This is a genomic window from Achromobacter sp. KK8 (genome assembly GCF_054188005.1).
The window spans coordinates 5,167,835-5,193,977 of sequence record NZ_CM135178.1 but is presented as its reverse complement, the minus strand read 5'-3'; the positions used below and the strand labels follow the sequence as shown (position 1 = coordinate 5,193,977).

Genomic DNA, 26,143 nt, shown 5'->3' with positions numbered 1-26,143 from the left:
GGAACAGGCCACCGGGACCGCGCCCAGCGATACGCGGCTTGCCGCTCAGGCCTGCTCATCCGCCCACGCCAGCGCCATGGCGTAATCGCGCACGTCCGCCGGCCATGCGGCCACCTGCCGCGTGAAACCCGCGCGATCATCGGCATACAGCGCCCGCGTGGCCTCCTCGAAGCCCGGCAGGTTGCCGCCCATGCTCGACATGAAGTGATACGCCGCTTCCTGCCGCTGGCGCTGCTGGTCGCGCGCCTCGTTGTCGCGGCGCGCCTGTTCCACCAGTTTGCGCAGCGCCACCGACGCGCCGCCCGGCTGCGCCGCCAGCCAGTCCCAGTGGCGCGGCAGCAGCGTCACCTCGCGCGGCACCACGCCCAGCTTGGGCCGTCCGCGCCCGCGCGGGGCGGCGTCGGCGTGGTCCGCTTCCTCGGCGGGCGCGGGGGCGGCATCGGCCGGCGCCTGATAGCGCGCGCGGATATCGGCGTCAGCGCCGCGCAGGTCCAGGTCGACCTGCTTGCCGGTATGGTCGTCGAACACCAGGATCGCGCCGTCGCCATGACGGTTGGCGTGACCGTCCTGGGCCTGCTTGACGGCCAGGGCGACCTCGGCGAGCGCGCCACGCGCCAGCAGGCGGTGGCCTTCGAAAGCGGTATGGGGAAGGAGAGGTTGGGTCATGGCGTACAGGGGTTTTATTTATCCGGATAAATTTAATGTCTGGCATTGTGCGGCTTGCCAAAGCGCTTGTCAATATAATCCGGGTAAAAATAGTGCAAGGTCCAACGCCTATTGAAAAAAGTCGCAAAAATCATGCACCGACCTAGGGTCAACACCTAGTCAAAACACGTCAGCGGCGTATAATCTTGCTTTGCGCCCGGAGTTACCCATGCGTCTCGTTCAAAAAGCGCTCACCTTCGACGATGTGTTGTTGGTGCCTGCGTATTCCGAGGTGTTGCCGCGCGACACCTCCCTGGCCACGCGCCTCACCCGCAACATCTCCCTGAACATCCCCCTTGTGTCCGCCGCCATGGACACGGTCACCGAATCCCGCCTGGCGATCGCCATGGCCCAGGAAGGTGGCATCGGGATCATCCACAAGAATCTGTCCGCCGACGCCCAGGCCCGTGAAGTCGCCCGCGTCAAGCGCCACGAATTCGGCATCGTGATCGATCCGGTCACCGTCACCCCCCAGATGAAAGTGCGCGACGCCATTGCGTTGCAGCGCCAGCATGGCATCTCGGGCCTGCCGGTGGTGGAAGGGCGCAAGCTGGTCGGCATCGTCACCAACCGCGACCTGCGCTTCGAAGAGAACCTGGACCAGCCCCTGCGCAACATCATGACGCCGCAGGAACGCCTGGTCACCATGAAGGAAGGCGCCACGCTCGATGAAGCGCAGGCCCTGATGCACAAGCATCGCCTGGAACGCGTGCTCATCGTCAACGACGGTTTCGAGCTGCGCGGCCTGGCCACCGTCAAGGACATCGTCAAGAACACCGAGCACCCGCTGGCCAGCAAGGACGCCCAGGGCCAGTTGCGCGTCGGCGCCGCGGTCGGCGTCGGTGGCAACACCGAAGAGCGCGTTGAAAAGCTGGTCGCCGCCGGCGTCGACGTGCTGATCGTCGACACCGCCCACGGCCACTCCAAGGGCGTGCTGGAAGGCGTGCGCTGGGTCAAGCAGAACTACCCCAAGGTCGAAGTCATCGGCGGCAACATCGCCACCGCCGCCGCCGCGCGCGCGCTGGTCGAGCACGGCGCCGACGGCGTCAAGGTCGGCATCGGCCCCGGCTCGATCTGCACCACCCGTATCGTGGCCGGTGTCGGCGTGCCGCAGATCCACGCGATCTCCGAAGTCGCCAAGGCGCTGGAAGGCACGGGCGTGCCGCTGATCGCCGACGGCGGCATCCGCTACTCGGGCGACGTCGCCAAGGCCCTGGCCGCCGGCGCGTTCTCCTGCATGATGGGCGGCATGTTCGCCGGCACCGAAGAAGCGCCGGGCGAAGTGGTGCTGTTCCAGGGCCGTTCGTACAAGTCGTACCGCGGCATGGGCAGCCTGGGCGCCATGACGGAAGGCTCGGCCGACCGCTACTTCCAGGACCCGGCCAACAACGCCGACAAGCTGGTCCCCGAAGGCATCGAAGGCCGCGTCCCCTACAAGGGCAGCGTGCTGGCCATCATCTACCAACTGGTCGGCGGCATCCGCGCCTCCATGGGCTACTGCGGCGCCGCCACCATCGACGACATGCGCACCAAGGCCGAATTCGTGGAAATCACCTCCGCCGGTGTCCGCGAATCCCACGTGCACGACGTACAGATCACCAAGGAAGCGCCCAACTACCGCGCCGACTGATCCCCGTACAGTCAACTACAATGTCATGCATCACGCACCGGCAGACCCGCAGAATCAGTCAGCGGGTCTGCCGGTGCGGTTTTATTTACAGCGATTTCATTCCTTACCGGTAGAGTCTCCATGCACCAGCGCATCCTCATTCTCGACTACGGTTCGCAAGTCACCCAACTGATCGCCCGCCGCGTGCGCGAAGCCGGCGTCTACTCCGAAGTGCACCCGGGCGACGTCGACGATGCCTTCATCCGCGACCAGATGGCGCAGGGCCTGAAGGGCATCATCCTGTCGGGCAGCCACGCATCGGCCTACGAAGAAGGCTCCATGCGCGTGCCGCACGCCGTGTTCGAGCTGGGCGTGCCCGTGCTGGGCATCTGTTATGGCATGCAGTCCATGGCGCAACAACTGGGCGGCGTGGTCAGCTTCTCCGACCACCGCGAATTCGGCTACGCCGAAGTCCGCGCCCACGGCCACACCAAGCTGCTGGAAGGCCTGGAAGACTTCACCACGGACGAAGGCCACGGCATGCTCAAGGTCTGGATGAGCCACGGTGACAAGGTCACCGAGCTGCCGCCGGGCTTCAAGCTGATGGCCTCCACGCCGTCCTGCCCCATCGCCGGCATGGCCGACGAAGAACGCCGCTTCTACGCCGTGCAGTTCCACCCTGAAGTCACGCACACCGTGCAAGGCAAGGCCATGCTGGCCCGCTTCGTCAACGAGATCTGCGAATGCCAGGGTGACTGGAACATGCCTGACTACGTCGCCGAAGCCGTCGCCCGCATCCGCGAGCAGGTTGGCGAAGACGAAGTCATCCTCGGCCTGTCCGGCGGCGTCGATTCGTCGGTGGCCGCGGCCCTGATCCACAAGGCCATCGGCGACCAACTGACCTGCGTCTTCGTCGACCACGGCCTGCTGCGCCTGGACGAAGGCAAGCAGGTCATGCAGACCTTCGCCGAGAACATGGGCGTCAAGATCATCCACGTCGACGCCACCGCCCAGTTCATGGGCAAGCTGTCCGGCGTGGCCGACCCCGAAGCCAAGCGCAAGATCATCGGCCGCGAATTCGTCGAAGTGTTCCAGGAACAGGCCGGCAAGCAGAAAAGCGCCAAGTGGCTGGCCCAGGGCACCATCTACCCCGACGTCATCGAATCGGCCGGCGCCAAGACCGGCAAGGCCACCTCGATCAAGTCGCACCACAACGTCGGCGGCCTGCCGGACACGTTGAACCTGCAACTGCTGGAACCCCTGCGCGAACTGTTCAAGGACGAAGTCCGCGAACTCGGCGTGGCCCTGGGCCTGCCGCCGCAGATGGTCTACCGCCATCCGTTCCCGGGCCCGGGCCTGGGCGTGCGCATCCTGGGCGAAGTCAAGCATGAATACGCCGAGCTGCTGCGTCGCGCGGATGCGATCTTCATCGAGGAACTGCGCAACACCAAGGACGAGGCCAGCGGCCTGACCTGGTATGAGCTGACCTCGCAGGCGTTCGCCGTGTTCCTGCCGGTGAAGTCGGTGGGGGTGATGGGGGATGGTCGGACGTATGAGTACGTTGTCGCGCTGCGGGCTGTGCAGACGTTTGACTTCATGACCGCGGATTGGGCGCCACTGCCGCATCCGTTGCTGGCTCGGGTTTCCTCGCGGATTATTAATGAGGTGCGGGGGATCAATCGGGTGGTGTATGACGTGTCGAGCAAGCCGCCTGCGACGATTGAGTGGGAGTGATGCTGTTTCGCTTCGCGAGCGGTGTATAAAAAAGGCGCTTCGGCGCCTTTTTTATTTACGGCGTGGGCCGACGCGGGCCTGTGAGCCTGTCAGTAGTCCAAGCTATAACTCACCGCCACAGTCCTCCCCTGCGCCCGCGGCCAAGGCGCCCGCGCATTCGCCTGCATGAACACCGAGTAATAATCCCGATTGGTCAGGTTATAAACCCCCACATCCACACGCCCCTTGGGCAACTCCACCGAAGCCAACAGATCCAGCAGCGTATACCCGACCGTCTCGCGCCCATTCTTATCCCGAGCCGCCGCGTCATACCCGCCCACGCGCACGCCCTGCAACCGCACGCTATACGTCCCGGGCGCATAACTGACATAAGCCGTGAACTTCGGCGGCGCGATCCGGGTCGCCGGCAGCGCGATCCAGCTTCCATTCTGCTTGGTCGCACCCTTGGTATACGCATAACTGCCGCCCACCTTCCAAGCGCGAGCGACATTGACGTCCAGGCTCGCTTCGACCCCGCTCACGCGCTCCTTCTGGTTGATCAGCCGCAGCACACGATCCTTCGCGTCGTAGAACTGCGTCACATCCGAGTTGTTCCGATAGGCCGTGAGGCTGGCCTGCACGGCATCCCACGCACCGCGCCAACCGATCTCATAGCTGTCGACCTTCAACGCCTGCGAGTTCAACTGCTGGATGTCGTAGTCGCTGCGCACGTCGCGCAGGAATCGCTGGATATCGGGCAGGGTGAAGCCCTGGCTGAAGTTGACGAACACGTCCTGGGCGTCGCTCAGGTGGCGGACCACCCCCAGGTTGTAGAGCGTGGCGTTGTACTTGAGTTTGCCGCCCGGCAGGATGTTGCCCACGCCGGTGGCCTGGATGTCGCCATAGGCGACGCTGTCCTTGACGTTGCTGTCGATCCACTGGCGACGAACGCCCGCGCGCAGGGTCCAATCCTGCATTTCCCAGGCGGATTGCAGGAAGAGGGCGCGGGTCTGGGTGGTCATGTCGGGGCCCAGTTCAAGCGTGCGGCCAGTGGGGGTGTAGACCAGTCCCTTCACGGTGTATTGCCTGCCATCCTGGGTCAACTGCTCGCGTTCGTAGTCGCCGCCGTAGGTCAGCGTTCCCTGGATGCCGCTGAAGCTGGGTAACTGGCTTTCCATGGCAAGGCGCAGTCCGTAGACCGTCGCGCGGCTGTCCGTGGCGGTGATGCCAGCTTTCTTTCTGGGGCGATCGGGATAGAAAAGCGCCTCGTTGTGGCGCCAGTAGCTTTCGGCTTGAAGCCGTTGGTCGAAGAAGGCGCGGTCGGTGTAGTTGAGGTTGATGGCGCGATTGAGCGTCTTGGGTTGATCGTCCAGGTCCAGGCCGGATACGGCGCGGGCTTCTCCGGCGACAGCCTGGAAACCGTAATCGGAACGCTGCTTGTCCTGGAACTCCTGCAGGCCCAGGGTCAAGCGGCGGTCTGGAGTGAAGTCGAAGCCGAAGCGCGCGGTCAGGTCATGGTTGCGGGTGTCCATTTCGCTGCCTTGGGAGGTGTCCTGCGGGATGCGCTGGCCCAGGGCATCGAATTGCCCGCCGCGTTTGACGAAATCTCCGGACAGGTACCAGTCGAATGCACCCTTGCGCCCGGTGGCGCTCTGGAACAGTTCGTAGGCCATGCCATCACCGTGGAAGTCCTTGTCGGCGGTGATGCCGACCCGGCTGCTGAAGGCCAGGTCCTGCCCATTGTTGCGCTTGGTGATGATGTTGATCATGCCGCCGGTGGCGCCGGCGCCATAGAGGCTGCTGGCACCGGAGACCACTTCCACGCGCTCGATGCTCTCGGGCGCGATGCTGTTGAGCTGGCGGTAGTTGTCGCGGCTGGCGTTTTGCGGCACGCCATCGATCAGGACCAGGACGTTGCGTCCGCGCAGGCTCTGGCCATAGTTGGTCATGGTGCCGCTGCTGGGAGCCAGGCCAGGCACCAGGGTCGCCAGGACGTCGGCGACCTTGCGGCCGGCGCCGGATTGGCGCTTTATTTCTTCGGCTTCGATGACCTGCACCGAGCCGGGGATGCTGGCAATGCTGGCTTCGCCGCGTGTGGCGGTGACCGTGACGGTGGGGAGGGTGGTGGCTTCCTCGGCATGGAGCGGGCCGATACCCAGGGTCCACATCGAGGCGGAGGCGAGCAGGAGCGGGAGTCGATTGACACGGACAGGCGCAATGCCGGCGATAGGGGATTTCATGGTGGGTCCTTGATTTGCGAGGAGGATGGCGTGGCGGGTGGGTCAGGGGGAGTGGGGAGGGGCTGCTGGCAACCGGGTAGTCGGCGCAGGAAGCGCACGCTCAACGCGGCGACGACATAGAGCGGCGCGACCAGCCAGAAGCCCCAATGCAGGCTGGCCCATGACATGGCGCCGGCACCCAAGGCGAACCCAGCCAGGGCACCGGCTTTGGCGGCGCTGTTGCCCAGGCCCAGGCCGATTGCGCGATAGGCGTTGGGGGCGGTATGTCCGATCAGGACGTAGGCAAGAGGCAGGAGCGCGCCTTGCCACAGGCCCCACAGCAGGCGTGTGGCGATGAACGTGATGGTGTCGTGGGCCAGCGCCATCAGGCAGAGCGTGAGCGCGCTGGCCCAGGAGGCGACTTCCAGGCATCGCCAGCTGCGTTGGACGGGCTGGGGTGTGCATAGGCGTGCCCACCATGGGGCGGACAGGGCCAGCGTCAAGGCGCTTGCGGCGTAGCTTGCGCCGCTGAGCCAAGCGGGCGCGTGCAGCACTTCGTTCAGATACAGCGCGAAGAAGGGTTGCGGCATCATCTTTGCTGTCTGGACCAGCGTGATCACCACCAGTGGGGCCAGCAACCAGTTGTGGGAGGTGGAGCGTCTGATGCTCCCGGTGCCCATTGGTGCGGCGGGTTCTGGCGTGTCCTTGGGCAGACTCAGGACGGGAACCACGCAGGCCAGGCAGATCAGCCCGGCGATGAGGCAGAGCCAGGCGAATCCGTAGAGGTCCATCAACAGGCCACCGGAGACGGGGCCCAGCATGGAGCCGATGGCGGTGGCCGATTGCAGGCGGGCGAGAACCTGTCCGCGATTCGCGCCAGACGACCCGGCGGTGGCATAGGCCTGCGCTGCGGCGATGAAGCCGGCCAAGGCACCCTGCAGCACCCGGATGCCGATCAGCAGCCAGACGTTCGTGGTGAGGGCCGCTAGCCATTGGCACGCGCCAAGCGCCAGCAGTGCCCGGATCAGCATGGGGCGGTGTCCGCGACGCGTGCCCAGCGCGCTCCAGAATGGCGTGGCGATAATGGCCGTTAATGCCGGCCCGATGTAGATCAGCGCCGCCAGCCAGGACAATTGATCTTGTCGATCTGGAGGCAACAAGGCCCGCAGGCGTAGCGGCCAGAATGGGCCGCTCATTTCCATCGCGCCCATCGCAAAGGCCTGGATCAGCACCAGCCGGGAGAGCTGTCGGCGATCGAAGTTCATGCATTGCCGATCCACGCGCGTAGCGGGTTGTCCATTTGGCCGGTGATGTCGTTCTGGGTCTGGGCCAAGCGCATGCGCAGGAAACTCTTGGCGGGCCAGGGGTTTTCGAGAAACGCGGCGCGTTCGGATTGCCAGCGGTCAGGGTCGGTCCGTGTACGGACATGATCGAAGCGTTCGGCGACCTGCCGGGCGAGCACGGACCAGAGCGCTTGCTCATCCAGTTCCGGCCAATGGCGCTGGCACAGCAGGGCCAGTTCGCCGAGATGGCACATGAAGCCGGCGTGCAGCAGCTTGGCGCGTACGAAGTCGGCGTCGTCAAAGAGCGTCAGCGCGGGATCGTGAATCTCCAGCGTGAGGCCCTGCCGGACCAGGCTGGGACGGTGGATGCGCAGATCGCCGAAATCGCGGATCAGCAGCCGGGATGGTCGGCCGGCGTCATCCATGACCATGAAGCTGTTCTGTTGATGGGCTTCGAAGGCGATGCCGTAGATCAGGTATAGATCGAGCAGGCCGGGTAGGGCCGTGGCGACATAGTCCTGGAAGAACCGCAGTGCGGCCTGATGGTCGCTTGCGCCTTGCCCGATCGCGACCCATTGGCGTAGCAAAGGTTCGTTGTTGTGGTCTTCGACGAACAGGCTGCCGACGGGTATCGCCATCTGGCCTGAATGCAATCGACTTGTCGGGTTGTCCCGATAGAGAACGCCTAGGTGGCGCGCGCGCTCGTCGTTGGCCGGTTCCAGCAAGACATGGATGCCGTGCCGCTCGGGCACGAAGTCCCAAGACTGAGCCAGTTGCGGTTCGCGTTGCCGAATGGTCGCGAGCAAACGGCTGATGCGTGGCCCCATCCTTGCTGACCGGGGCGTGAGCGTGCGTTGCACGCTGGTCAGGCGCAACGCGACGGGCAGCTTTACCATGGGCGTATGCCGCGGATCGGCGCCATCCGTCCAAAATGTACGGAAGGACATGCCCGGGCTGCCAGCGATCGCAGTGTCGTCTGGCAGGATCAACTGACCCTGTGCGATTTCGGCGGCGAATGCTTCCCGAAGGGTTGAGAGCTGAAAGGGATGCACCGGCAAGGGTAGGAAGTCTGCCGGCTCGCGTCCCAGCGCACGCAGCGCCGAATCCCAGGTACGCGCTTCGTGTGGAAAAGCCCCGCGCCACCAAGCCGGATAGGCAGGCTCCGACATCGACTCGGTATGCGCTACCCCTCGGTGTAGCGCGACAAGCGGAAGACGCACGTGCGCTTCGAATTCCGGGGCGCAGCCAATGACTTCCCGGGTGTCCATGCCGAGCTTGGCTTTGTAGCCGGGATGCCAAGGATGGCCGAGGGTTCCCCACTGTTCCAGCAGTTGCGTGGGATTGCGGGGCGCGTCCGGTGATCGCAACCATTGCAACAGGCTGTCGGTATGCGCGTCGCGAGTCTGCTTCAACAATCGCGCGTTCCAATTGTCATGAAACGCCAGGCACAGGCTGTCGTTGCGGAAGCTGTCGTCGAGTTCGCGTTTCAGTTGTTCGATCACCTCGACACCGGGGATGGGGGCCAGCAAGGGAACCAATTGTTCGATCAAGTCCGAGGGAAGTTCCAGTTCGCGTGCAGGATTCGGAGAACGGTGAAGCAGCACGGGACCAGCGAGGTACCAACTGGCCATGGGCCCCGGCCGCAGGCTCCCAAAGGTGAGGTAAGCGCCCTCGTCGCCGAGGGGCAGGATGCTTCGCCCATGCGCTTGCTGGATGCGCCCGGGCGCTATCAGCTTCTCTCGCAGCAACGCTTGCATCAGACGCTGAAACGCACGTTCACGAACCCGGGGGAGTACGGCAATCAGGTCGGCCTGATGGATGCCATTACGCTGAAACGCTTCGGTCTGAAGCGCCTGCGTCCATACGGAATGCAGGCGTCCGGTGCTGCTGGAAAGCTCCATACACGGCCTCATTGAAGTGCCACGTTGCCGCAGAAGGGAGAACTGTGTAGTCGGCTCGACAACGTCGGGATTTACCGTCGCGCGCCGTGTCGACGCGCTATTCGGTTGGAGCTCGATTTTTGTTGAGAATGGGAGTTATTTAAGATGCGCGTCGTCCGACTCTTGTCCCTGCTGCCTCTAAATCGGACGAAATCGGCCCGTGGTCAGCAGGTATGGCAACAGAGAGCTGGGAGCGATCAGTTGACCGCGCACGGAAGCCTGCCAACTACACTAGTGCCCCCGGCAAAAATTCAATCCATGACGCTCGAGAGTGCAGGGAATGCAGGCAAAAGACGCACGTGCCAGATGGCAGGCAGAGCAGTTGCAGTTGGCCGGAAGACGTCTTCTCGATGCGGCCAAGTCCATGAGGATGGGGGCGATGCCGGCATCGCCGTTCGGACTCACTGACGAGGGCTTTGAAGACTACCGAGGGATTACGCTCGCTGAAGCGGTTCGCTACTTGAGCATCGAAAGGGTCGATCTCTCCGATGCCGTGTTCAAAGACGGGGCCAGCATCAATGAGTCCGAGGCAACGCGTTGCAAGTTTGAGCGCATGGATATGCGTAACGTGTTCGTGCGAAGGAAATTCGATTCGTGCAGCTTTGTTGGCGCAAAGCTCAATGGGGCGCGGTTGGGCGGGGAGTTCATTGGCTGTGACTTCTCGCGTTCGAATCTATCCAGGTCCTTTGCGACAGACTGCAAGTTTGTCGATTGCAAGTTTGCCGGGGCAAATCTCTCAGGCATTCACTTCATCAGTTGCGTATTCGAAGGGTGTGACTTCACGGGAGTCAAGGCCCTGTCTGGATCCGTTGCCAGGAGCAGGTTCGTTGGCGGTGTTGCCCTCGCGCGGCTGCAAGGCTGTATCACGGATGGGGTCGTGATTCGTTAGGGCAATGCGCTTGCGGCGCTGGAGCTTCAAGGTGCGGCCATGCCGGATAACATCATCCGACAGGGTGATCGATCGCGTTTTTTAGCGCGGCTGGGTAGCCCTAGTCGTAATAGGGGGCGGTCGCGCGTGGTCTCCTGCGCGTCGGCGCGCCGGGAGCAGTCCGCAGACCTTTGATGATCCTCAGCGCCGACGATAATGCATAGTGTTGTTGTGAGAAGTCATATGAGCGGCCGCCTTCAACGGAAAGATTCAAACAATATCCACGCTGATGCACGTCAGGGACTTTGACGCTCATGGAAAATGAATCCCCAATTATCGCGGGATAACGAGAGAAGAACTCCCCGACTCGCGCACGAACCTTGGGGCCGATCCTGACTGCGGGATCAATCAACGATTCAACTTCGATTTGAAAGAATTCAACGCCGGCTTGCACGAGCGCATCCATGTGCGCAGCTCTGTCCAGCAGCGAAAGCTCATCCTTGAGCAGGAAAAGTCCGTTGGCAATCTTGCCCACATCCAGTCTCGACAGCGCATCCAGCTGCGCCAGGCTCAATTCGGTTTTTTCCGGGTCCACAACCGTGAACTCCAGATAGCGAGGCTTCAACTCTGCAATGATCTCCCTGCAAAACCCAATGTCATCGACGCCGCCCACCGGATGGACGGCATGCGCGCAATCGAGCACGCTACCGAGGCTCCTGCACTGATCCAGGTCCAGCGCGCTCGCGCAGGACGAGCGCGCCACGACAAAGCCTGCGACGTCGATGGAACCCAGTTTTTCAGCCTCGGAAATCGACCTTATTTGATTGACTTTTATCACTTCAACCCCTGCATGCCTTGAATGTATGCTTCCAGCTGCCGCTTTCGATGTTCAATCCCGCCAACCTATCAACGCCGCTTCCCGCTTGAGCGCAGCCATGAATGACGCAACATCGAGGCCTTTGAATTCATACTTGTTCAAGGACGCTTCAACATAGTCGAAGAAATGGCTGGCCACGAGGGATCTCTGTTGCGCCACATCCATGTCCTTCAGCAGGTCCTCTGAAAGACACATATCCAGGTAGAGAACGGACTCCGCCTTCGAAAAGCGCCGCGATGACTTCCTGCCGATCCCATCTGGCAGGCAGCGAAAAAAAAAGAAAATCTCGATCTCGACCGATGGGAATTGCGACGCCAGGGCCGGAAATATCGAATCAAGCTCGTTGGCAATCTTGTGGACACTGGTCGCGCCACTCGTGTCTGTAGACAGTCCGAATTTCATTACGCCCTCAAGTCCTGAACATCAGTCCGGATCAGAAATGGAGATATCCGGCGCTGACTGTATTCGCCTATCAACGAGGCGTCCTGCTATTTGAACTGGATTCCCTTGATAGCCAGCGTGGGTGAAAGCAGGCACGTGAACGCGGCCGCGGCAAGGTCCGGGCCTGACGAAAATACCATACTCACCACGCACGGCGTGCTGGCGCTTTGCCAGCGGCGAGTCATGGCCGGATGTGTGGGTACGGCGAGTCGTGAGCCGCGAGATACGGGCTCAAGTGAGGCAGATGCGGTTCAAGTCGCTCGCTGCGCCATGGAAGAGTTTTCCGTTCGCATCGAGCCTGTGCGTATTTTCGGGGGCCAGGCGTTTTAATAATTGTTATCCCCGGCCCCGCGCACAAAATCACGGGCAGGTGGGTGTGGAGAGGATCATCCCACACCCCGCTCCGATATCACCCCTGCAATTCCTTCCGGACGATCTCCGCGCCTTCGCTCAGCGCCAGCAGCTTGCCGTGCGCAATGGCGCGCGACAGCGGCGCCATGCCGCAGTTCGTGCAGGGATAGAGCTTGTCGGCGTCGACGAACTTGAGCGCCTTGCGCAGCGTGTTGGCCACTTCCTCCGGCGTTTCGATTTTGTCGCTGGCCACGTCGATCGCGCCCACCATCACCTTCTTGCCGCGGATCAGTTCGATCAGGTCGATGGGCACATGCGAGTTATGGCATTCCAGCGAAACGATGTCGATGCTGGATTGCTGCAGTTTGGGGAAGGATTCCTCGTACTGGCGCCACTCCGAGCCCAGCGTCTTCTTCCAGTCGGTGTTGGCCTTGATGCCGTAGCCGTAGCAGATGTGCACGGCGGTTTCGCACTTCAGGCCTTCGATGGCGCGTTCCAGGGTGGCGATGCCCCAGTCGTTCACCTCGTCGAAGAAGACGTTGAAGGCCGGCTCGTCGAACTGGATGATGTCGACGCCGGCGGCTTCGAGTTCCCTGGCTTCCTGGTTGAGGATCTTGGCGAATTCCCAGGCCAGCTTTTCGCGGCTCTTGTAGTGGGCGTCGTAGAGCGTGTCGATCATCGTCATGGGGCCGGGCAGGGCCCATTTGATGGGCTGCTTGGTCTGCTGGCGCAGGAACTTGGCGTCTTCGACGAAGACCGGCTTCTGGCGGCTCACGGCGCCGACGACGGTCGGCACGCTGGCGTCATAGCGGTCGCGGATCCGGACGGTTTCGCGCTTTTCGAAATCGACGCCGTCCAGGTGCTCGATGAAGGTGGTGACGAAGTGCTGGCGGGTCTGCTCGCCGTCGCTGACGATGTCGATGCCGGCGTGTTGTTGTTCGTGCAGGGCCAGGCGCAGGGCGTCCTGCTTGCCTTCGACCAGTTCCTGGTCCTGCAGCTTCCAGGGCGACCAGAGCTTTTCAGGCTGGGCCAGCCAGGAGGGTTTGGGCAGGCTGCCGGCGGTCGAAGTGGGCAGTAGTTTTTTCATGATCTTGCGGTCCCGTGTTGGATGTTTGGTGCGGGGGGATTAGTGCGCGTAGTTGGCGGCCCAGCTTTCGAGCACGTGCTTGTACGGCTTGATGAAGTGTTCTTCGGTGAACTTGCCTTGCTTGACGGCCAGCTGGCTGCGTTCTTCGCGGTCGTAGACGATCTGCGTCAGCGAGTAGTCCTGGTTTTTCAGGCTGGGTTGATAGAGCTTTCCGGCCGCGGAGTTGGCGTTGTAGATCTCGGGGCGGTAGATCTTCTGGAAGGTCTCCATCGTGCTGATGATGCTGATCAGCTCCAGATTGGTGTAGTGGCCCAGCAGGTCGCCCTGGAAGTAGAAGGCCAGGGGGGCGGCGCTGCCCGGGGGCATGAAGTAGCGCACGCGCAGGCCCATCTTCTCGAAGTACTCGTCGGTCGATGAGAGTTCGTTCTGTTGATACTCGACGCCCAGGATGGGGTGCTGGTTCTCGGTCCGGTGGTAGGTCTTGCTGCTGGACGCGCTGATGCAGATGACGGGCGGTTTGCTGAACCGTTCCTTGTAGGCGCTGGAATTGACGAAGTGCTTGAACAGCTTGCCGTGCAGATCGCCGAAATTGTCCGGCGTGCTGAAGGTGGGCTTGTCGTTGTTGTGCTCGGGCAGCAGCACGCTGAAGTCGTAGTCGCGCACGTACGAGGAGAAGTTGTTCCCCACGATGCCTTCGATGCGCTCGTTGTTGGCCTTGTCGACGATATTGGTCTTCAGGATCTCGATCAGCGGAAAGACGTCGCCACCGCTGGCGGCGCCGATGTGCATTTCGGCGGTGATGATCTCGAGTTCGACGGCGTAGCGGTCGCCTTTGGGGTTGTCCCAATGCGCCAGGTTGTTGAACCGCTTGTCGATCATCCGCAGCGTGTTGCGCAGGTTTTCCTGGCGGCTTTCGCCCCGGGCCAGGTTGGCGAAGTTGGTGGTGATGCGCGTGTTGTCCGAGGGACGATAGTTTTCATCAAAAGAAAGGCTCTTGATGCTGAAGGTGAAATCGTTGCTCATGGTGATGGGATGCGCTGATTCTGCGAAAAAAAAGTCTGCGGAAAACGAAAAGCCGGTTCGGGCGGCCGCAAGGCGGGGGAAACACAAGCCTTTGCGGGGCGCTCGAAGGGCGGATGTCGGGTTGGAACGGCGCTGGCGAACGAGCCGCCTGGCCAGCGTTCCGAGGCGTGCTTCAGGCTGCGATGGCTTCCACGGCGGCGACGGCGCCTGCGTGGCGCGACAACGCGATCAGGGGCAATGCCCGTTCGATCGCCAGCCTGGCCCGTTCGATCAAGGCTTCGTCCCGCAGCCGGTAGTCGGCGAAATCCTTGTCGGTCGCGTAGACGCCCAGCGGCAAGGTGCGGGCCTGGAAGAAGCTGAACAGCGGCCGCAGTTGGTGGTCGATCATCAGGGCATGGCGTTCGCTGCCGCCGGTGGCAGCCAGCAGGACGGGCTTGTCGATCAAGGCGTCCTGGTGGATGAAGTCGAAGAAATGCTTGAACAGCCCCGTGTAGGAGCCGCGAAAGACCGGGGTGGCCACTACCAGCACGTCCGCCTGTTCGACCGCGTCAAGGTCCCGCTCCACGGTGTCGGGCAGGTGGGTGCGCCAGGTGGCGCCGGCCAGGTGCGGGACGAGCTGGCCCAGTTCGACCAGGCGCTGTTCGCACGGGACGTCGTCGGCGATCAGGTCCATCAGGTGCTGCGCCAGGGCGGCGGATTTGGAGGGGCGTTGCAGTCCGCCGGAAACGGCTACTAGACGGAGTGGACGTGTCATTTTTGCTTCACTGGAATTGATTTATGCGGCGCCGCGCCCGCAGACGACGGAAGCGCATACTAGGGGCGGGAAGCGATGAAGTAAAATGGTTTTATTTCACGAATCCATGAGCGGAAATCATCTGAATGCTTGAGCGCATCCATCTCAGCATCGTCCAGCAGGTCGAAAAGCAGGGTTCATTGACGGCCGCCGCGGGCGTGCTGAGCCTGACCCAGTCCGCCTTGAGCCACAGCATGAAGAAGCTGGAGCAGCAGCTGGGCACCGACGTCTGGCTGCGCGAAGGCCGCAGCCTGCGCCTGACGCAGGCCGGCCAGTACCTGCTGGCGGTGGCGAACCGCGTGCTGCCGCAGCTGGACCTGGCCGAAGAGCGCCTGGGCCAGTTCGCGCAGGGCGAGCGCGGCGCGCTGCGCATCGGCATGGAATGCCATCCTTGCTACCAGTGGCTGCTCAAGGTGGTTTCCCCCTATCTGGCCGCGTGGCCCGACGTGGATGTGGACGTCAAGCAGAAGTTCCAGTTCGGCGGGATCGGCGCGCTGTTCGGCTACGAGATCGACCTGCTGGTCACGCCCGACCCGCTGTTCAAGCCGGGCCTGAAGTTCGAGCCGGTGTTCGACTACGAGCAGGTGCTGGTGGTGGCCAAGGGCCATCCGCTGGCGTCGGTGGCGCATGTGAAGCCCCAGCAGTTGACCCAGGAAGTGCTGATCAGTTACCCCGTGGATATCGAGCGGCTGGACATCTACAACCAGTTCCTGTTACCGGCCGGGGTCACGCCCAGGCGCCACAAGGCCATCGAGACCACCGACATCATGGTGCAGATGGTGGCCAGCGGCCGCGGCGTGGCCGCCTTGCCGCGCTGGCTGGTGGAGGAATACGCCGCCCGGATGGACGTGGTGCCGGTGCGGCTGGGCGCCCGCGGCATCGCCAAGCAGATCTTCCTGGGGGCGCGCGAGGCCGACACGGCCATCGATTACGTGCGCGCCTTCATCGAGCTGGCCCGCCAGCCGGCCGCCGCCGCCACCGTTGCGCAACAAGCCAACGGTTGAACCCTTTTTTGCCGTACACAGGCCGCGCGCCGAGCCGTTCGGCCTGCCTTTCATCGATGTCCTTGATTCCTCGCGGTACCCCTTTCTTTCCCGGCAACATCACCGACGACTGTTCGTTGGAAGTCAGCGTGAAGGACATTGCCGCGCTGACCGCGGCAGCGTCGCGGCTACCGCCCGGGTCGACCATTTCCATTCGCTACCTGCCGGGCCAGGACGATGACGCCCGGCTGGCCGCCGCGCGGGCCGTGCGCGGACTGGGCCTGGAACCCATGCCGCACCTGTCCGCGCGCCGCATTGCCTCGCTGGCCGACCTGGAGGCGTTCGTCTCGCGGGCGGTGGCCGAGGCCGGCGTTGAGCGCTGCTTCGTGATCGCGGGCGATCCGTCGACGCCGGCGGGGCCGTTTGCCGATAGCGCCGCGCTGATCGAAACGGGCGTTTTCGAGCGCGCGGGCATCAAGGTGGTCGGCGTGGGCGCGCATCCGGACGGCCATCCGGTCATGAGCGCGGCCCAGCGGTGGGAGGTGCTGGAACGCAAGTGCCGCGGCATCGGCGCGCGCGGCATGTCGCCCTTGATCGTCACGCAGTTTGGATTCGATGCCGACATCGTGCTGGCGTGGCTCGAAGCGCTGCGCGCGCGCGGCCTCGAACACCCCGTGCGCGTGGGCGTGCCGGGACCCGCCGGTATCGCGGTGCTGGCGCGCTATGCCGCCTTGTGCGGGGTCGGCGCCTGCGCATCGATGTGGGCCAAGTACGGTATCTCCCTGGGCAAGCTGTTTGGCGCCGCGGGGCCGGACGTTTTCGTGGATCGGCTGGCCGCCGGACTGACGGACGCGCATGGTAAGGTGAGCCTGCATTTCTTCCCGTTCGGAGGGATCGCGCAGTCCGTGAGCTGGCTGGAACGGTATCGCGCCAGCTCCGGACAACCGGGTTGCGCCACGGCGTCCCTGCCGTGACATTTGGCGGCCTTGCCCATTTCACCGCGTTTGGCCAGCCGCCCGGCAAGTTGTGCGCCGTGATTGTCAGCCTGGCGTCGCCGACGGCTGACCATGCGGGCAATCCGGCACTGTCTCGGGCGATGACTCGTCATAGGTAGCGTGAGTTCGCCTTGCCGCCGATGCGTCAATCGGCCACCGCGATCGCGATCTTTCCCCGCAGCCCGTTGTTCGCACTCTCCAACCGCGCATGCGCCGCCGGAATATCGGCAAGCGGATACACCGCGCCCACGTGCGGCCGCAGTTGCCCACGCGCCACCAACGCGCTCAACTCGTCCAGCTTCCCGCGGTTCTGCCGCGTGAAAACGAAGTGATAACTGGCGTTCTTGCCCCAGGCCTGGATCAGGTTCTGCGGCTGCGCGATATCCACGATGCTCACCACGCGGCCCAGTTGCGCCAGCACGTCGGGGCTACGCGCCAGCGTGTTGCCGCCGATGGTGTCGAACACCACGTCGACGCCGCGCCCGCCGGTCTCGCGCAGGATGGCCTCGACATAATCTTCCTTTTCGTAGTCGATGGCGACGTCCGCGCCCAGGCTGCGCGCGAAGTCGACATTGCTGTCGCGCACGGTCGTGAACACCCTGGCGCCGACGGCTTTCGCGAGCTGGATGGCGACGTGGCCGACGCCGCCGGCGCCGCCGTGCACCAGGATGCTCTCTCCCACACGCAAGCCGGCGCGCACGACCAGCGCTTCCCACGCGGTGCCGCCGACCAGCGTCAGGCTGGCCGCTTCCAGATGGCTCAGCGAGGCGGGCTTCCTGCCCACGATGCTTTCGGCGGCCACGTGGTATTCGGCGTAGCTGCCGGGGCCGTCGAAGATCTGCGGGGTGTACCAGACTTCATCGCCCGGCACGAAGGCGCTCACGCCGGGCCCGACGGCTTCGACCACGCCGGAGACGTCGTGGCCGGTGATGGCGGGCAGGGCGACCAGATCGGGGTAGTCGCCCCGGCGGACCTGGTAGTCCAGCGGGTTGATGGAAGTGGCGTGGACGCGGACCAGGACCTGGCCCGCTTGCGGCACGGGTTTGGGGACGTCGCGCAGTTCGAAGGATTGCGGGCCGCCAAAGGCGGTGAGGACGAGGGCTTTCATTGGATGGCTCCTTATTTCGGCAAAACGGGATATCGGGAATTGTCGATTTAAAAAAACAAAAAAATGCGAAGAACAGGGCAAGGCAAAAGGCGAGGCAAGCGCGCGGCAAGCTGGCGCCGAATAAGCACGGGCGGCCATGCCCGACCTCGGCCACCGCCAGCTACAGCTCTTTTCCGATGATCTCGGCCAGAGCGCGGATGGTGGCTTCATTGCGCTTGTAATACGTCCACGAGCCGATGCGCGTGGCTTCGACCAGGCCGGCGCGTTGCAGCGTGGCCAGGTAGTCGGACACGGTGGACTGGGACAGTCCGACGCCTTCCTGGATGCTGCTGACGCAGACGCCGACCGTATGCACGTCCCCTTCGTCCTGCGGCGGGAAGCTGTTCACGGGGTCCTTCAAACCCTTCAGGATTTCAAGGCGCGTGCGGTTCGAGAGGGCTTTGAAGACGTCGAGCAGGTCCATGGCGGGCATGATATCGGAAATTCCCGATATGTCAATATGACCGAGCGTGGCGTATGGGGACGCGCCGGGTGGGACGCGGACAGGCAGCGACCAAAATACTTAAGTGAATACTTGACTTTCCGCGTCGTCCTCTCTAACTTAAGCGAATGCTTGAGTATCAATCCCAACTCGACCTGGCCTTCCATGCGCTTGCCGACGCGACGCGGCGCGGCATGCTCGAGCGCCTGTCCCGCGGTCCGGCTTCGGTCAGCGAGCTGGCGGCGCCGTACGACTCGACGCTGGCAGCCATCCACCAACATGTCCGGGTGCTGGAAGCCAGCGGACTGATCGTCACGGAAAAGCGCGGACGCACGCGCGAATGCCGGATTTCGGCCGAGGCGGTCATGCGGGTGGAGCAGTGGCTGAGCGAGCGTCGCCAGCTTTGGGAAGACCGATTCGACCGCCTCGGCCAATTGCTCGAAGGCGAAGCCGGCAATCACCCGGGCGGGCTGAGCGCCGCGCCCGATCAGGGAGGGAAGACATCATGACTTTCACGCCGTTTTTCCATGGCACGTTCACGCTGCGGCGCACGTGGAACGCGCCGGCCCAGCGGGTCTTCGAGGCGTGGGCCGATCCGCGCGTCAAGGCGCAGTGGTTCACCGGCCCGCCGGATCGCTGGACGCTGTCGCGCCGCGAAATGGACTTTCGCGTGGGCGGCCGGGAGGTGCTGGAAGGGCGTTTCAACGAGAGCGGCATGGTGTCGTGCTTCGATGCGCGCTATCACGTGATCGAGCCCGCCAGCCGGCTGGTCTACGCCTATGACCTGTTCCATTCGGGCAGGCTGCATTCCGTGACGCTGTCGAGCCTGGAGATCGAGCCGGCCGGCAATGCCACGCGCGTGGCGTACACCGAGCAGATCGTGTTCACGGACGGCAACGACGGCGTCGAGTCGCGCCGCCATGGGACCGGGCTGCAGTTCGACATGATCGAGACGCTGCTTCAAGCGGGCGGAGCGCTGCCATGACGGTCGCGATCTACGGTCATCCGTTTTCGTCCTTCACCTGGAAGGCGCTGATCGCGGCGTATGAACGCGAGGTGGACTTCGAGTTCCGCATGATCGATCCGGATCATCCCGAGCACGCGGCCCGCATCGCGACGCTGGCGCCGACCGGGCAGTTTCCGGCCCTGGTGGATGGCGTCACGGAGGTGGTCCAGAGCAATGCCGTCATCGAGTATCTCGACCTGCACCACGGCAAGGGCGCGCCGCTCGTGCCCCTGGACCCGCGCGAGGCGCTGGCTGCGCGCATGATGGCGCAGGTGTTCGACGACTACGTGCACGTGCCGATGCAACGCATCGTCGGTAACGCCTTGCGCCCCGAAGACAGCCGCGATCCGTTCGGCGTGGAGCAAGCGCATGGCGTCATCGCGCGGTGTTATGCCTGGCTGGAGGCGCGATTGCAGGACGGGCCGTGGGCCGCCTGCGGCCGCTTCACGATTGCGGACTGCGCCGCGGCGCCGGCGCTGTTCTATGGCGATTGGGTGCATCCGATGGGCGGGCGGTTTCCCGCGCTGGCGGCGTATCGGGCCCGGCTGCTGGCGCGGCCGTCGATCGCCCGGGTGGTCGACGAGGCGCGTCCGTACCGCGGCTTCTTTCCGCTGGGGGCGCCGGACCGGGATTGAGCGGGGCGTGGGGCGTCGACGGCACGAGCCGAGGACACGGCAACTTGGAATAGACTACGTCGCTGACCCCGATTCGATGATCTTTCCTGGTCTGGAACAAGCTATCCAAGATGACCCATTCCGTGTCCCGCGCCATTGTCCTGACAGCAGGCCTGCTGCTGACCGCCAGCTGCCTCGCCCAGTCGCCGCAAGTGGGCGCCTGGCGCAAGGTTTCCGATTCCCAGCTCGACAAGCAATACCATTTTTCCATGCTGCCCAGCGCCGCGCCGGTGGCGAGCAAGTGGGCGGCTTTCGACGCCAAGGCCGGCAAGGTGGTGTGCTGCCTGGTGGTGCAAGGCGAAGCCGTGACGGAAGCCGAACTGGAGGGCACCTACGACATTCCCGGCCCGTGGATTACCGATCTGACCAACGGCTGGAACCTCGACGCGGCGCCGTACCGGCCGCGCGTGCAGCGGCTGCGCGCCGAGGGGGCGCTGGACACATACGAATTCGCGGACAGCGTGGATGCGCTGGGAGGCTTGCTGGTGCCGGCCGATGCCCGCGCGCCGGCGCGGGGTGCGCTGGAGGTCGGCGGCCAGCGCTACGCCGTATCGCGCAAGGATGCGTCGCTGGCCGACGATGACGGCGGCGTGGCCACCTACACGTTGCGTCCGGCCGCGGGCGGCAAGGCGTTGACGGTAGAAGTGCCTTTCGCGACGTATTGACGCATGGGCGATACCCTGCGGATCGAGCAAGCCCCGCTGACCGATGATGACCTTGCGCTGCTGCGCCGATGCAGCCGCGGCAAGGGGCTGGCCGCCGTATTCGGCCTGATCGTGTTCCTGCTGCTGGCCTGCACGGTGCTGACGATCTTCGGGCTGGCATTGTCCGACTGGCGCTCGCTGCGCGCTGGCGATGGCCTGATGCTGCTGCTGATCGGCGCCGGGGTGGGCGCGGCGGCTTTTTTCTTCGGACGCCGGCTGTTGCGACTGCCGCGCGCCTGGCGCAGCATCGATCGCGCGCTCCGGGGGCGCGTGCCCAAGCAGATCCTGTCGGGTCACCTCACGGGCTTCGGGCCGGCCGAGCGGCCGGGCGTCAGCTATGCGTTTGGCGAGCAGCGCGTGGAAGTGGCGGTGCCGTTCTGGAACGAGGGCGCCGGCGACACCCGCAGCGGCGCCCGGCCGCACGCCGCGGTGGCGCTGACGGACCTGCCGGTGCGCCTGCACGTGCTGACGCTGATGCCGGATGCGCCGGGGCTGCTGCTGCGGGTGGACTATCCCATGAGCGGCCAGGCCTGGACGTCCGTCGAGGAGATCAGCGACGCCGACCGAGCCAACGCGCGCCGCGAGGAACTGGGCGTGCGCAAGTTCTTTTTCGTGGCCGCGCTGGCGCCGCTGGCCGCGAGTTTCTTTTTCCTGCCCTTGATCCTGCTGGCGATGGTTTTCGTGCTGCTGGGATGGGTGCTTGGCATGCGCAGCCTGCGGCTCAAGCGCGCGCACTGCAAGCATGGCGTGCGCGGCGTGGTCGAGGAGGCGGTGACGTATCGCCAGCGCACGCCGAACTCGCCCACGGTGTCGCTGATCCCGAACTATCGTGTGGGCGGCGTGATGTATCGGGTCTATCATCTCGGGCCGGTCGCGGCGCCGGGCCAACGGGTTGAGTTCGAGTATGTCGACGCCGGCCTGCTGGGGCAGCGCGAGCTGTCCTTCCGCATCGAAGACCAGCCCCCGATGACGTTGTGACGGCGCGTTGCGCGAGCCGCGCGACGAGGCTGCGTCCGTAGCCCCCACCTTCGTTGACCACCAAGAGGAGTGCTGTGTGTCCCAACCGATCGATGTGTCCGGCCAACCCGCGGGTTCGGTGACGGGGGATGGCCGCTACCTGCTGGGCCTGACCGGGCCGGGCAGTCACGTGCTCGTCAGGGAGCCGGGGCGCGGCAACCTGATCATCGGGCCGGCCGGCATGGGCGCGAAGGCGGATCTGCATGTGGCGTCCGACGACGCGATCCACTGGCCGGCGTTCGAGCCGTTCGCCACGCCCGCCGGCTCGCCCTGGCCGCGCCATATCGATTACCACGGCAATGACAGCGGTTTTGTGGGCTGGTCGGCGCAACGCGCGATCGAGCAGTTCTCCTGGGCGCCGGCGTTTGCCGATGCGCGCCGGATCGACGCGCGCCCGGCCAGGATCCAGATGTTCCAGATCCGCCTGGCGGCGGTATCGGGCCACCTGGATATCGTGTTGCCCAGGGACACGCGCCTGGGCCTGCATGGCGATCTGGCGCGGATTACCGTGTCGGGCGCGCTGCCGGACCTGCTGTCGCTGCATCCCGCGTTGGGGCGGCGGCCCGGCCTGGCGCCGTATGCCTTGCCCGACCTGGGCGCGCTGCAGGGCGTGTCGACCCTGGCGCTGTATGGCGAGCCGGTGGCGCAGGCGATTTCGCTGCGGGGGATCGAGCGCTTTGCCGCGCTGGAGCATCTTTCGCTATGGGGCGCTTTCATCGATTGGGACGCGCTGGCCCGGCTGCCCGGCCTGAAGAGCCTGGAGATCCGCCATACTCCCGACCTGGAAGGCCTGCCGGCGCTGGCCACCTGGCCGTCGCTGGAACGGTTCATCGGCTTCAACATCGATGACGCCGGAGGCAAGCGGCTGAAGGCGCAGATGAAGGCGCGGGAGAAGCTGCGGCCGTGGGCCGGCTATAGCTCGGTCAGCAAGCTGCGCAAGCCGGATTGGTGGCAAAGCGAGTATGGCCGACCTTTTTCCGCCTGGCGCGGCCGCATGGCGAAAGCGGCCAATACCGCGTACGACGCCGCCCGCCAGGCGCTTGAAGGGGCGGCCACGGTCGATGCGGCGCGAGCCGCCATCGAGGTGTTCGCGCGCCATTTCAACGGCATGAAGGGCATCGAGACCGCCGAGCGCGAGGACATCGGCGAAGCCGTGTGGCAGTTCAGCCAGCTGGCGCGGGTGGTCGAGCTGGGCGTGACCGAAGCGCAGGCGCAGCGCTGGTTTGACGAGGCGCGGGATTACTGACCGCTCAGTGCGTCGCCGCCACGCCTTCCAGTTGCGCCGCGGGCAATAGCGCGAACATCGCCTTCATCTGGCGCGCTTCCTCGCCCGGGCTGCGGCCGAACAGGCGCTTGAATTCGCGGTTGAACTGCGACGCGCTTTCGTAGCCCACGCGCGTCGAGGCCGCGGCGGCGGTGAGGTTGTCGCGGATCATCAGCAGGCGCGCCTGGTGCAGCCGGATGGACTTGATGTACTGGATGGGCGATGTGCCGGCGATGGTCTTGAAGTGCGCGTGGAAGGCGGGCGCGCTCAGGCCGGCCTCGCGCGCCAGGGTCGCCACTTCCATGGGCTGGCTGTAGTCATCGTGGATGCGGCGCAGCGCGCGCGAGATGCGGCCGAAGTTGCCCTGGCTGGCCAGCGCGGCGCGGATTGCGCCGCCTTGTTCGCCCACCAGCACGCGAAAGCACAGCTCCCGCACGATTGCCGGCCCGAGCACCCTGGCTTCGAGCGGCGAGGCCAGCGCCCGCAGCAGTCGCAAGGTGGCATCGGCCAGCGTGGGATCGAGCGGGGTGGACGTGATGCCGGTGGGGGCGGGCGCGGCCGGCCCGTCGTGGCCGTCAAGCGACAGCACCAGCTCGGCCAGGGTGGTCGGATCGAGCCGCAACTGGATCGCCAGCAGGGGTTCCTCGGGCGTGGCGTCGGTCTCGGTGGAGAAGGGCAGCGGCACGGACAGCACCAGGTAATGCTGCGCGTCGTAACGATAGACCTTGTCGGCCAGGTAGCCGCGCTTGCTGCCCTGGCACACGATGACGATGCTGGGTTCGTACAGCACCGGCGTGCGGCCGAGCGGCTGGTTGGCGCGCATGAAGCGCACGCCGTCCAGGCGCGACAGGGAGTAGCCCTCGTGCGGGGCGAGCCGGTCGAGCAGGGCGGTCATCTGGTCATGGAGGGCTTGCGGTGCCGTCATTGCGCTATCGCTTGGGTAAGAGTCTTAGGCATCATTTTGCTCCTGAATCGTCAAAGAATATGGCGTTCGAGTAGGAATAGGCAATGATCCAATAGCGCTGTGCCTATCCGCTCCGCCCGCCCGCGCCTAGCATCTGTCCTGTCATCCGACCAAACCGGGAGTACAGGAATGCAAGACACTCAACGCAACACTCAGCGCAATCAAACGTGGTTCATCACCGGCGCCGCGCGCGGCATCGGGCTTTCCCTGGCGCGCCAATTGCTGGCGCGCGGCGACAACGTGGCGGCCACGTCGCGCACGCTGGCCAGCCTGCGCCAGGCGCTGGGCCAGGACAATCCGCGCCTGTTGGCGCTGGAGGTCGACCTGGTGTCCGAGGCCAGTGTCCAGGCCGCGATCGAGCGCACCATCGCCACGTTCGGCCGCATCGACTGCGTGGTCAACAACGCCGGCTATGGCCAGCAGGGCACGCTCGAGGCGCTGGACGACGACGAGGTGCGGCGCAATGTCGAAGTGAATCTGTTCGCGCCCTTGCACGTGCTGCGCCACGCGCTGCCGCAACTGCGCAGGCAGCGCGGCGGGCATGTCTTCAATATCGCGTCCATCGCCGGATTCCAGGGCGGCTATGCGGGCTGGGGCAGCTACGTGGCGACCAAGTTCGCGCTGGCCGGCCTGACCGAGACCCTGGCCGCCGAGGGCGCGGAGGTGGGCATCAAGGCCACGGTGGTGTACCCGGGACCGGTGCGCACGGACTTCCTGAACGACAACAGCCTGGCCATCGCCCGGCGCAGCATCGCCGACTACACCGCGGCCCAGGCATCGCTGGACCTGCATCGGGACGACATGAACGGCAGGCAGGCGGGCGACCCGGAACGGCTGGCCGCGCTGATCTTGCGGGTGGCCGGCATGGCCGAGCCGCCGTTGCATCTGTTCGTGGGCCGGATCGCCCATGATTTCGCGCAGCAGAAGCTGGCGCAGGTGCGCAGGGATATCGAGGCGTGGCGCGAGGCGGGCGAGGCGACGGACTTCGCGTGACCCGGCCTCAAGGGCGCGGCGGCGTCATCGCCGGCTTCATTTCGGGCCCGCGCCCGACGACAGGACTTCGTCGGCAATCTCCGACAGCGGCATATCCCCGAACGCCTGCAGCAAGGCCAGCTCCGCTGACCGATGGCGGCACGCCCAATCCGTTCGGCATGGTGCCGCGGGGAGGCGGGCTGCATTCCGTTCACTTCAGCCGGCCGGCCGCCGCTGCGCCATATACCTGGCCGGCGAGGTTCCCAGCGCCTTGCGGAACATCGTCACGAAGCCGCCGGCGCTTTCATAGCCGAGGTCGTCGGCCACCTGTTGCACCGACATGCCGGTGCTGAGCCATTTCACGGCCAGCATCAGGTGCAACTGCTGGCGCCAGCGGCCGAAGCTCATGCCCGTCTGCCGCATCAGCAGGCGCGCCAGCGTGCGTTCGCTCAGGCCGACGCGCCGGGCCCAGCCTCGCATGGTGCCGCGTTCGCGCGGTTCGGCCATGAGGGCGTCGACGATCTTGCGCAGGCGCCGGTCGGTGGGCATGGGCAGTTGCAGCGTGCCCAGCGGCGCGGCCGCCAGTTCGTCCAGCAGCAGGGTAACCAGATGCGCGGCGGGGCCGTCGTCCGGATACAGCAAGGGCAGGCTGGCCGAGCGGACCACCAGTTCGCGCAGCAGCGGGGTGGCGGTGACGGCGCAGCAGGCGCCGGGCAGCGCCGAGGCGGCGGCCGGTTCGATGAAGGCGACGTAGACCTCGATCGTGCCGGCCGCGGTGATCTTGTGCAGCAGGTCGCCTGGCACCCACAGGGCGCTATGCGGCGGCACGATCCACAGGCTGCCGGCGATCTCGCAGGTCAGCACGCCGCGCAGCAACAGCAGCAGCTGGCCCTTGCGGTGGCGGTGGAAGTCTTTTTCGATCCGGTCCAGGCCATGCTCGTCCAGGTCGGCCAGATCGATGCCGGCCGCGCCGACGGTCACGACCGGGCGCGGCACGAGGTCGGGGTCGAACCATTGGACGGGATCGACCAGGTTGGTCAGCACGGGCATGGCGGGGCGCCGGAGC

General features: G+C 64.9%; 25 protein-coding genes. 12 read left to right on the top strand and 13 right to left on the bottom strand.

What is annotated here, in order from left to right; all coding sequences use genetic code 11:
- Window positions 1–45: 45 nt before the first annotated feature.
- Window positions 46–666: a DUF2239 family protein gene (locus ACVN9Z_RS24005; protein ID WP_054502298.1), complete on the bottom strand. Its 621-nt coding sequence runs from the start codon at window positions 664–666 to the stop codon at window positions 46–48.
- Between the two features lie 208 nt (window positions 667–874).
- Here ACVN9Z_RS24005 and guaB point away from each other — a divergent pair, with 208 nt between their 5' ends.
- Window positions 875–2,335, top strand: a complete 1,461-nt coding sequence (guaB, locus tag ACVN9Z_RS24000; RefSeq protein WP_006387084.1) for an IMP dehydrogenase — start codon at window positions 875–877, stop codon at window positions 2,333–2,335.
- Window positions 2,336–2,455: 120 nt separating this feature from the next.
- Window positions 2,456–4,048: a glutamine-hydrolyzing GMP synthase gene (gene guaA / locus ACVN9Z_RS23995; RefSeq protein ID WP_024069238.1), complete on the top strand. Its 1,593-nt coding sequence runs from the start codon at window positions 2,456–2,458 to the stop codon at window positions 4,046–4,048.
- 89 nt (window positions 4,049–4,137) lie between these two features.
- Here guaA and ACVN9Z_RS23990 read toward each other — a convergent pair whose 3' ends face one another.
- From ACVN9Z_RS23990 to ACVN9Z_RS23980, 3 genes are read right to left on the bottom strand one after another with little or no spacing between them, the layout of a single operon-like run.
- Window positions 4,138–6,267: a TonB-dependent receptor gene (locus ACVN9Z_RS23990; RefSeq protein WP_458212727.1), complete on the bottom strand. Its 2,130-nt coding sequence runs from the start codon at window positions 6,265–6,267 to the stop codon at window positions 4,138–4,140.
- On the bottom strand, window positions 6,264–7,511 hold the full coding sequence (locus ACVN9Z_RS23985) for an MFS transporter (protein WP_458212726.1): 1,248 nt from the start codon (window positions 7,509–7,511) through the stop codon (window positions 6,264–6,266). Before ACVN9Z_RS23985 ends, ACVN9Z_RS23990 begins: the two co-directional genes overlap by 4 nt.
- Window positions 7,508–9,430, bottom strand: coding sequence for an IucA/IucC family protein (locus tag ACVN9Z_RS23980; RefSeq protein ID WP_458212725.1), 1,923 nt, complete (start codon window positions 9,428–9,430; stop codon window positions 7,508–7,510). The genes ACVN9Z_RS23985 and ACVN9Z_RS23980 overlap by 4 nt, the downstream gene beginning before the upstream one ends.
- Before the next feature lie 319 nt (window positions 9,431–9,749).
- Here ACVN9Z_RS23980 and ACVN9Z_RS23975 point away from each other — a divergent pair, with 319 nt between their 5' ends.
- Entirely contained in the window at window positions 9,750–10,358 is a 609-nt protein-coding gene (locus ACVN9Z_RS23975; RefSeq protein WP_458212724.1) for a pentapeptide repeat-containing protein, read from the top strand.
- 100 nt (window positions 10,359–10,458) lie between these two features.
- Here ACVN9Z_RS23975 and ACVN9Z_RS23970 read toward each other — a convergent pair whose 3' ends face one another.
- From ACVN9Z_RS23970 to msuE, 5 genes are all read right to left on the bottom strand, one after another.
- Complete coding sequence (locus tag ACVN9Z_RS23970; protein WP_458212723.1) at window positions 10,459–11,175, bottom strand: hypothetical protein; 717 nt, start codon at window positions 11,173–11,175, stop codon at window positions 10,459–10,461.
- Window positions 11,176–11,226: 51 nt separating this feature from the next.
- The gene (locus tag ACVN9Z_RS23965; RefSeq protein WP_458212722.1) at window positions 11,227–11,616 is read right to left on the bottom strand and encodes a hypothetical protein; all 390 of its coding nucleotides are present in this window, start codon (window positions 11,614–11,616) and stop codon (window positions 11,227–11,229) included.
- Window positions 11,617–12,064: 448 nt separating this feature from the next.
- Window positions 12,065–13,093, bottom strand: a complete 1,029-nt coding sequence (locus ACVN9Z_RS23960) for a methionine synthase (RefSeq protein ID WP_054507354.1) — start codon at window positions 13,091–13,093, stop codon at window positions 12,065–12,067.
- Window positions 13,094–13,132: 39 nt separating this feature from the next.
- A complete protein-coding gene (locus tag ACVN9Z_RS23955; protein WP_006387099.1) occupies window positions 13,133–14,116 on the bottom strand; it encodes a DUF1852 domain-containing protein in 984 nt (327 codons plus the stop codon).
- Window positions 14,117–14,288: 172 nt separating this feature from the next.
- Window positions 14,289–14,870, bottom strand: a complete 582-nt coding sequence (gene msuE, locus ACVN9Z_RS23950; protein WP_006387100.1) for an FMN reductase — start codon at window positions 14,868–14,870, stop codon at window positions 14,289–14,291.
- A 125-nt stretch (window positions 14,871–14,995) separates the two neighbouring features.
- Here msuE and ACVN9Z_RS23945 point away from each other — a divergent pair, with 125 nt between their 5' ends.
- Both ACVN9Z_RS23945 and ACVN9Z_RS23940 read left to right on the top strand, forming a co-directional pair.
- The gene (locus ACVN9Z_RS23945) at window positions 14,996–15,913 is read left to right on the top strand and encodes a LysR family transcriptional regulator (protein ID WP_026382901.1); all 918 of its coding nucleotides are present in this window, start codon (window positions 14,996–14,998) and stop codon (window positions 15,911–15,913) included.
- 56 nt (window positions 15,914–15,969) lie between these two features.
- On the top strand, window positions 15,970–16,866 hold the full coding sequence (locus ACVN9Z_RS23940) for a methylenetetrahydrofolate reductase (protein ID WP_458212721.1): 897 nt from the start codon (window positions 15,970–15,972) through the stop codon (window positions 16,864–16,866).
- Window positions 16,867–17,032: 166 nt separating this feature from the next.
- Here ACVN9Z_RS23940 and ACVN9Z_RS23935 read toward each other — a convergent pair whose 3' ends face one another.
- Window positions 17,033–17,995 (bottom strand): zinc-dependent alcohol dehydrogenase family protein, encoded by a 963-nt coding sequence (locus tag ACVN9Z_RS23935; protein WP_054444002.1) that lies wholly within the window; start codon window positions 17,993–17,995, stop codon window positions 17,033–17,035.
- A gap of 160 nt (window positions 17,996–18,155) precedes the next feature.
- Window positions 18,156–18,458: an ArsR/SmtB family transcription factor gene (locus tag ACVN9Z_RS23930; protein WP_026382898.1), complete on the bottom strand. Its 303-nt coding sequence runs from the start codon at window positions 18,456–18,458 to the stop codon at window positions 18,156–18,158.
- 146 nt (window positions 18,459–18,604) lie between these two features.
- Between ACVN9Z_RS23930 and ACVN9Z_RS23925 the strand changes: the two genes are divergently transcribed.
- The 6 genes from ACVN9Z_RS23925 to ACVN9Z_RS23900 all read left to right on the top strand — a co-directional run bounded on the left by ACVN9Z_RS23925 (window position 18,605) and on the right by ACVN9Z_RS23900 (window position 23,123).
- Window positions 18,605–18,985 (top strand): ArsR/SmtB family transcription factor, encoded by a 381-nt coding sequence (locus ACVN9Z_RS23925; RefSeq protein ID WP_148319487.1) that lies wholly within the window; start codon window positions 18,605–18,607, stop codon window positions 18,983–18,985.
- Window positions 18,982–19,461 carry an SRPBCC family protein gene (locus ACVN9Z_RS23920; RefSeq protein WP_006387106.1) on the top strand — a complete coding sequence of 160 codons (480 nt, stop codon included), beginning with the start codon at window positions 18,982–18,984 and terminating at the stop codon, window positions 19,459–19,461. The genes ACVN9Z_RS23925 and ACVN9Z_RS23920 overlap by 4 nt, the downstream gene beginning before the upstream one ends.
- Entirely contained in the window at window positions 19,458–20,117 is a 660-nt protein-coding gene (locus tag ACVN9Z_RS23915) for a glutathione S-transferase family protein (protein WP_006387107.1), read from the top strand. The genes ACVN9Z_RS23920 and ACVN9Z_RS23915 overlap by 4 nt, the downstream gene beginning before the upstream one ends.
- A gap of 110 nt (window positions 20,118–20,227) precedes the next feature.
- The gene (locus tag ACVN9Z_RS23910) at window positions 20,228–20,821 is read left to right on the top strand and encodes a hypothetical protein (protein WP_458212720.1); all 594 of its coding nucleotides are present in this window, start codon (window positions 20,228–20,230) and stop codon (window positions 20,819–20,821) included.
- A gap of 3 nt (window positions 20,822–20,824) precedes the next feature.
- Window positions 20,825–21,838 (top strand): hypothetical protein, encoded by a 1,014-nt coding sequence (locus tag ACVN9Z_RS23905; RefSeq protein WP_458212719.1) that lies wholly within the window; start codon window positions 20,825–20,827, stop codon window positions 21,836–21,838.
- Between the two features lie 76 nt (window positions 21,839–21,914).
- A complete protein-coding gene (locus ACVN9Z_RS23900; protein WP_458212718.1) occupies window positions 21,915–23,123 on the top strand; it encodes a hypothetical protein in 1,209 nt (402 codons plus the stop codon).
- Window positions 23,124–23,127: 4 nt separating this feature from the next.
- Here ACVN9Z_RS23900 and ACVN9Z_RS23895 read toward each other — a convergent pair whose 3' ends face one another.
- Window positions 23,128–24,066 carry an AraC family transcriptional regulator gene (locus ACVN9Z_RS23895; RefSeq protein WP_198918221.1) on the bottom strand — a complete coding sequence of 313 codons (939 nt, stop codon included), beginning with the start codon at window positions 24,064–24,066 and terminating at the stop codon, window positions 23,128–23,130.
- Window positions 24,067–24,234: 168 nt separating this feature from the next.
- Between ACVN9Z_RS23895 and ACVN9Z_RS23890 the strand changes: the two genes are divergently transcribed.
- The gene (locus ACVN9Z_RS23890) at window positions 24,235–25,098 is read left to right on the top strand and encodes an SDR family oxidoreductase (protein WP_327762724.1); all 864 of its coding nucleotides are present in this window, start codon (window positions 24,235–24,237) and stop codon (window positions 25,096–25,098) included.
- A 195-nt stretch (window positions 25,099–25,293) separates the two neighbouring features.
- Here the strand turns inward: ACVN9Z_RS23890 and ACVN9Z_RS23885 are convergent, their stop codons facing one another.
- The gene (locus tag ACVN9Z_RS23885; RefSeq protein ID WP_327762726.1) at window positions 25,294–26,127 is read right to left on the bottom strand and encodes an AraC family transcriptional regulator; all 834 of its coding nucleotides are present in this window, start codon (window positions 26,125–26,127) and stop codon (window positions 25,294–25,296) included.
- Window positions 26,128–26,143: the final 16 nt, after the last annotated feature.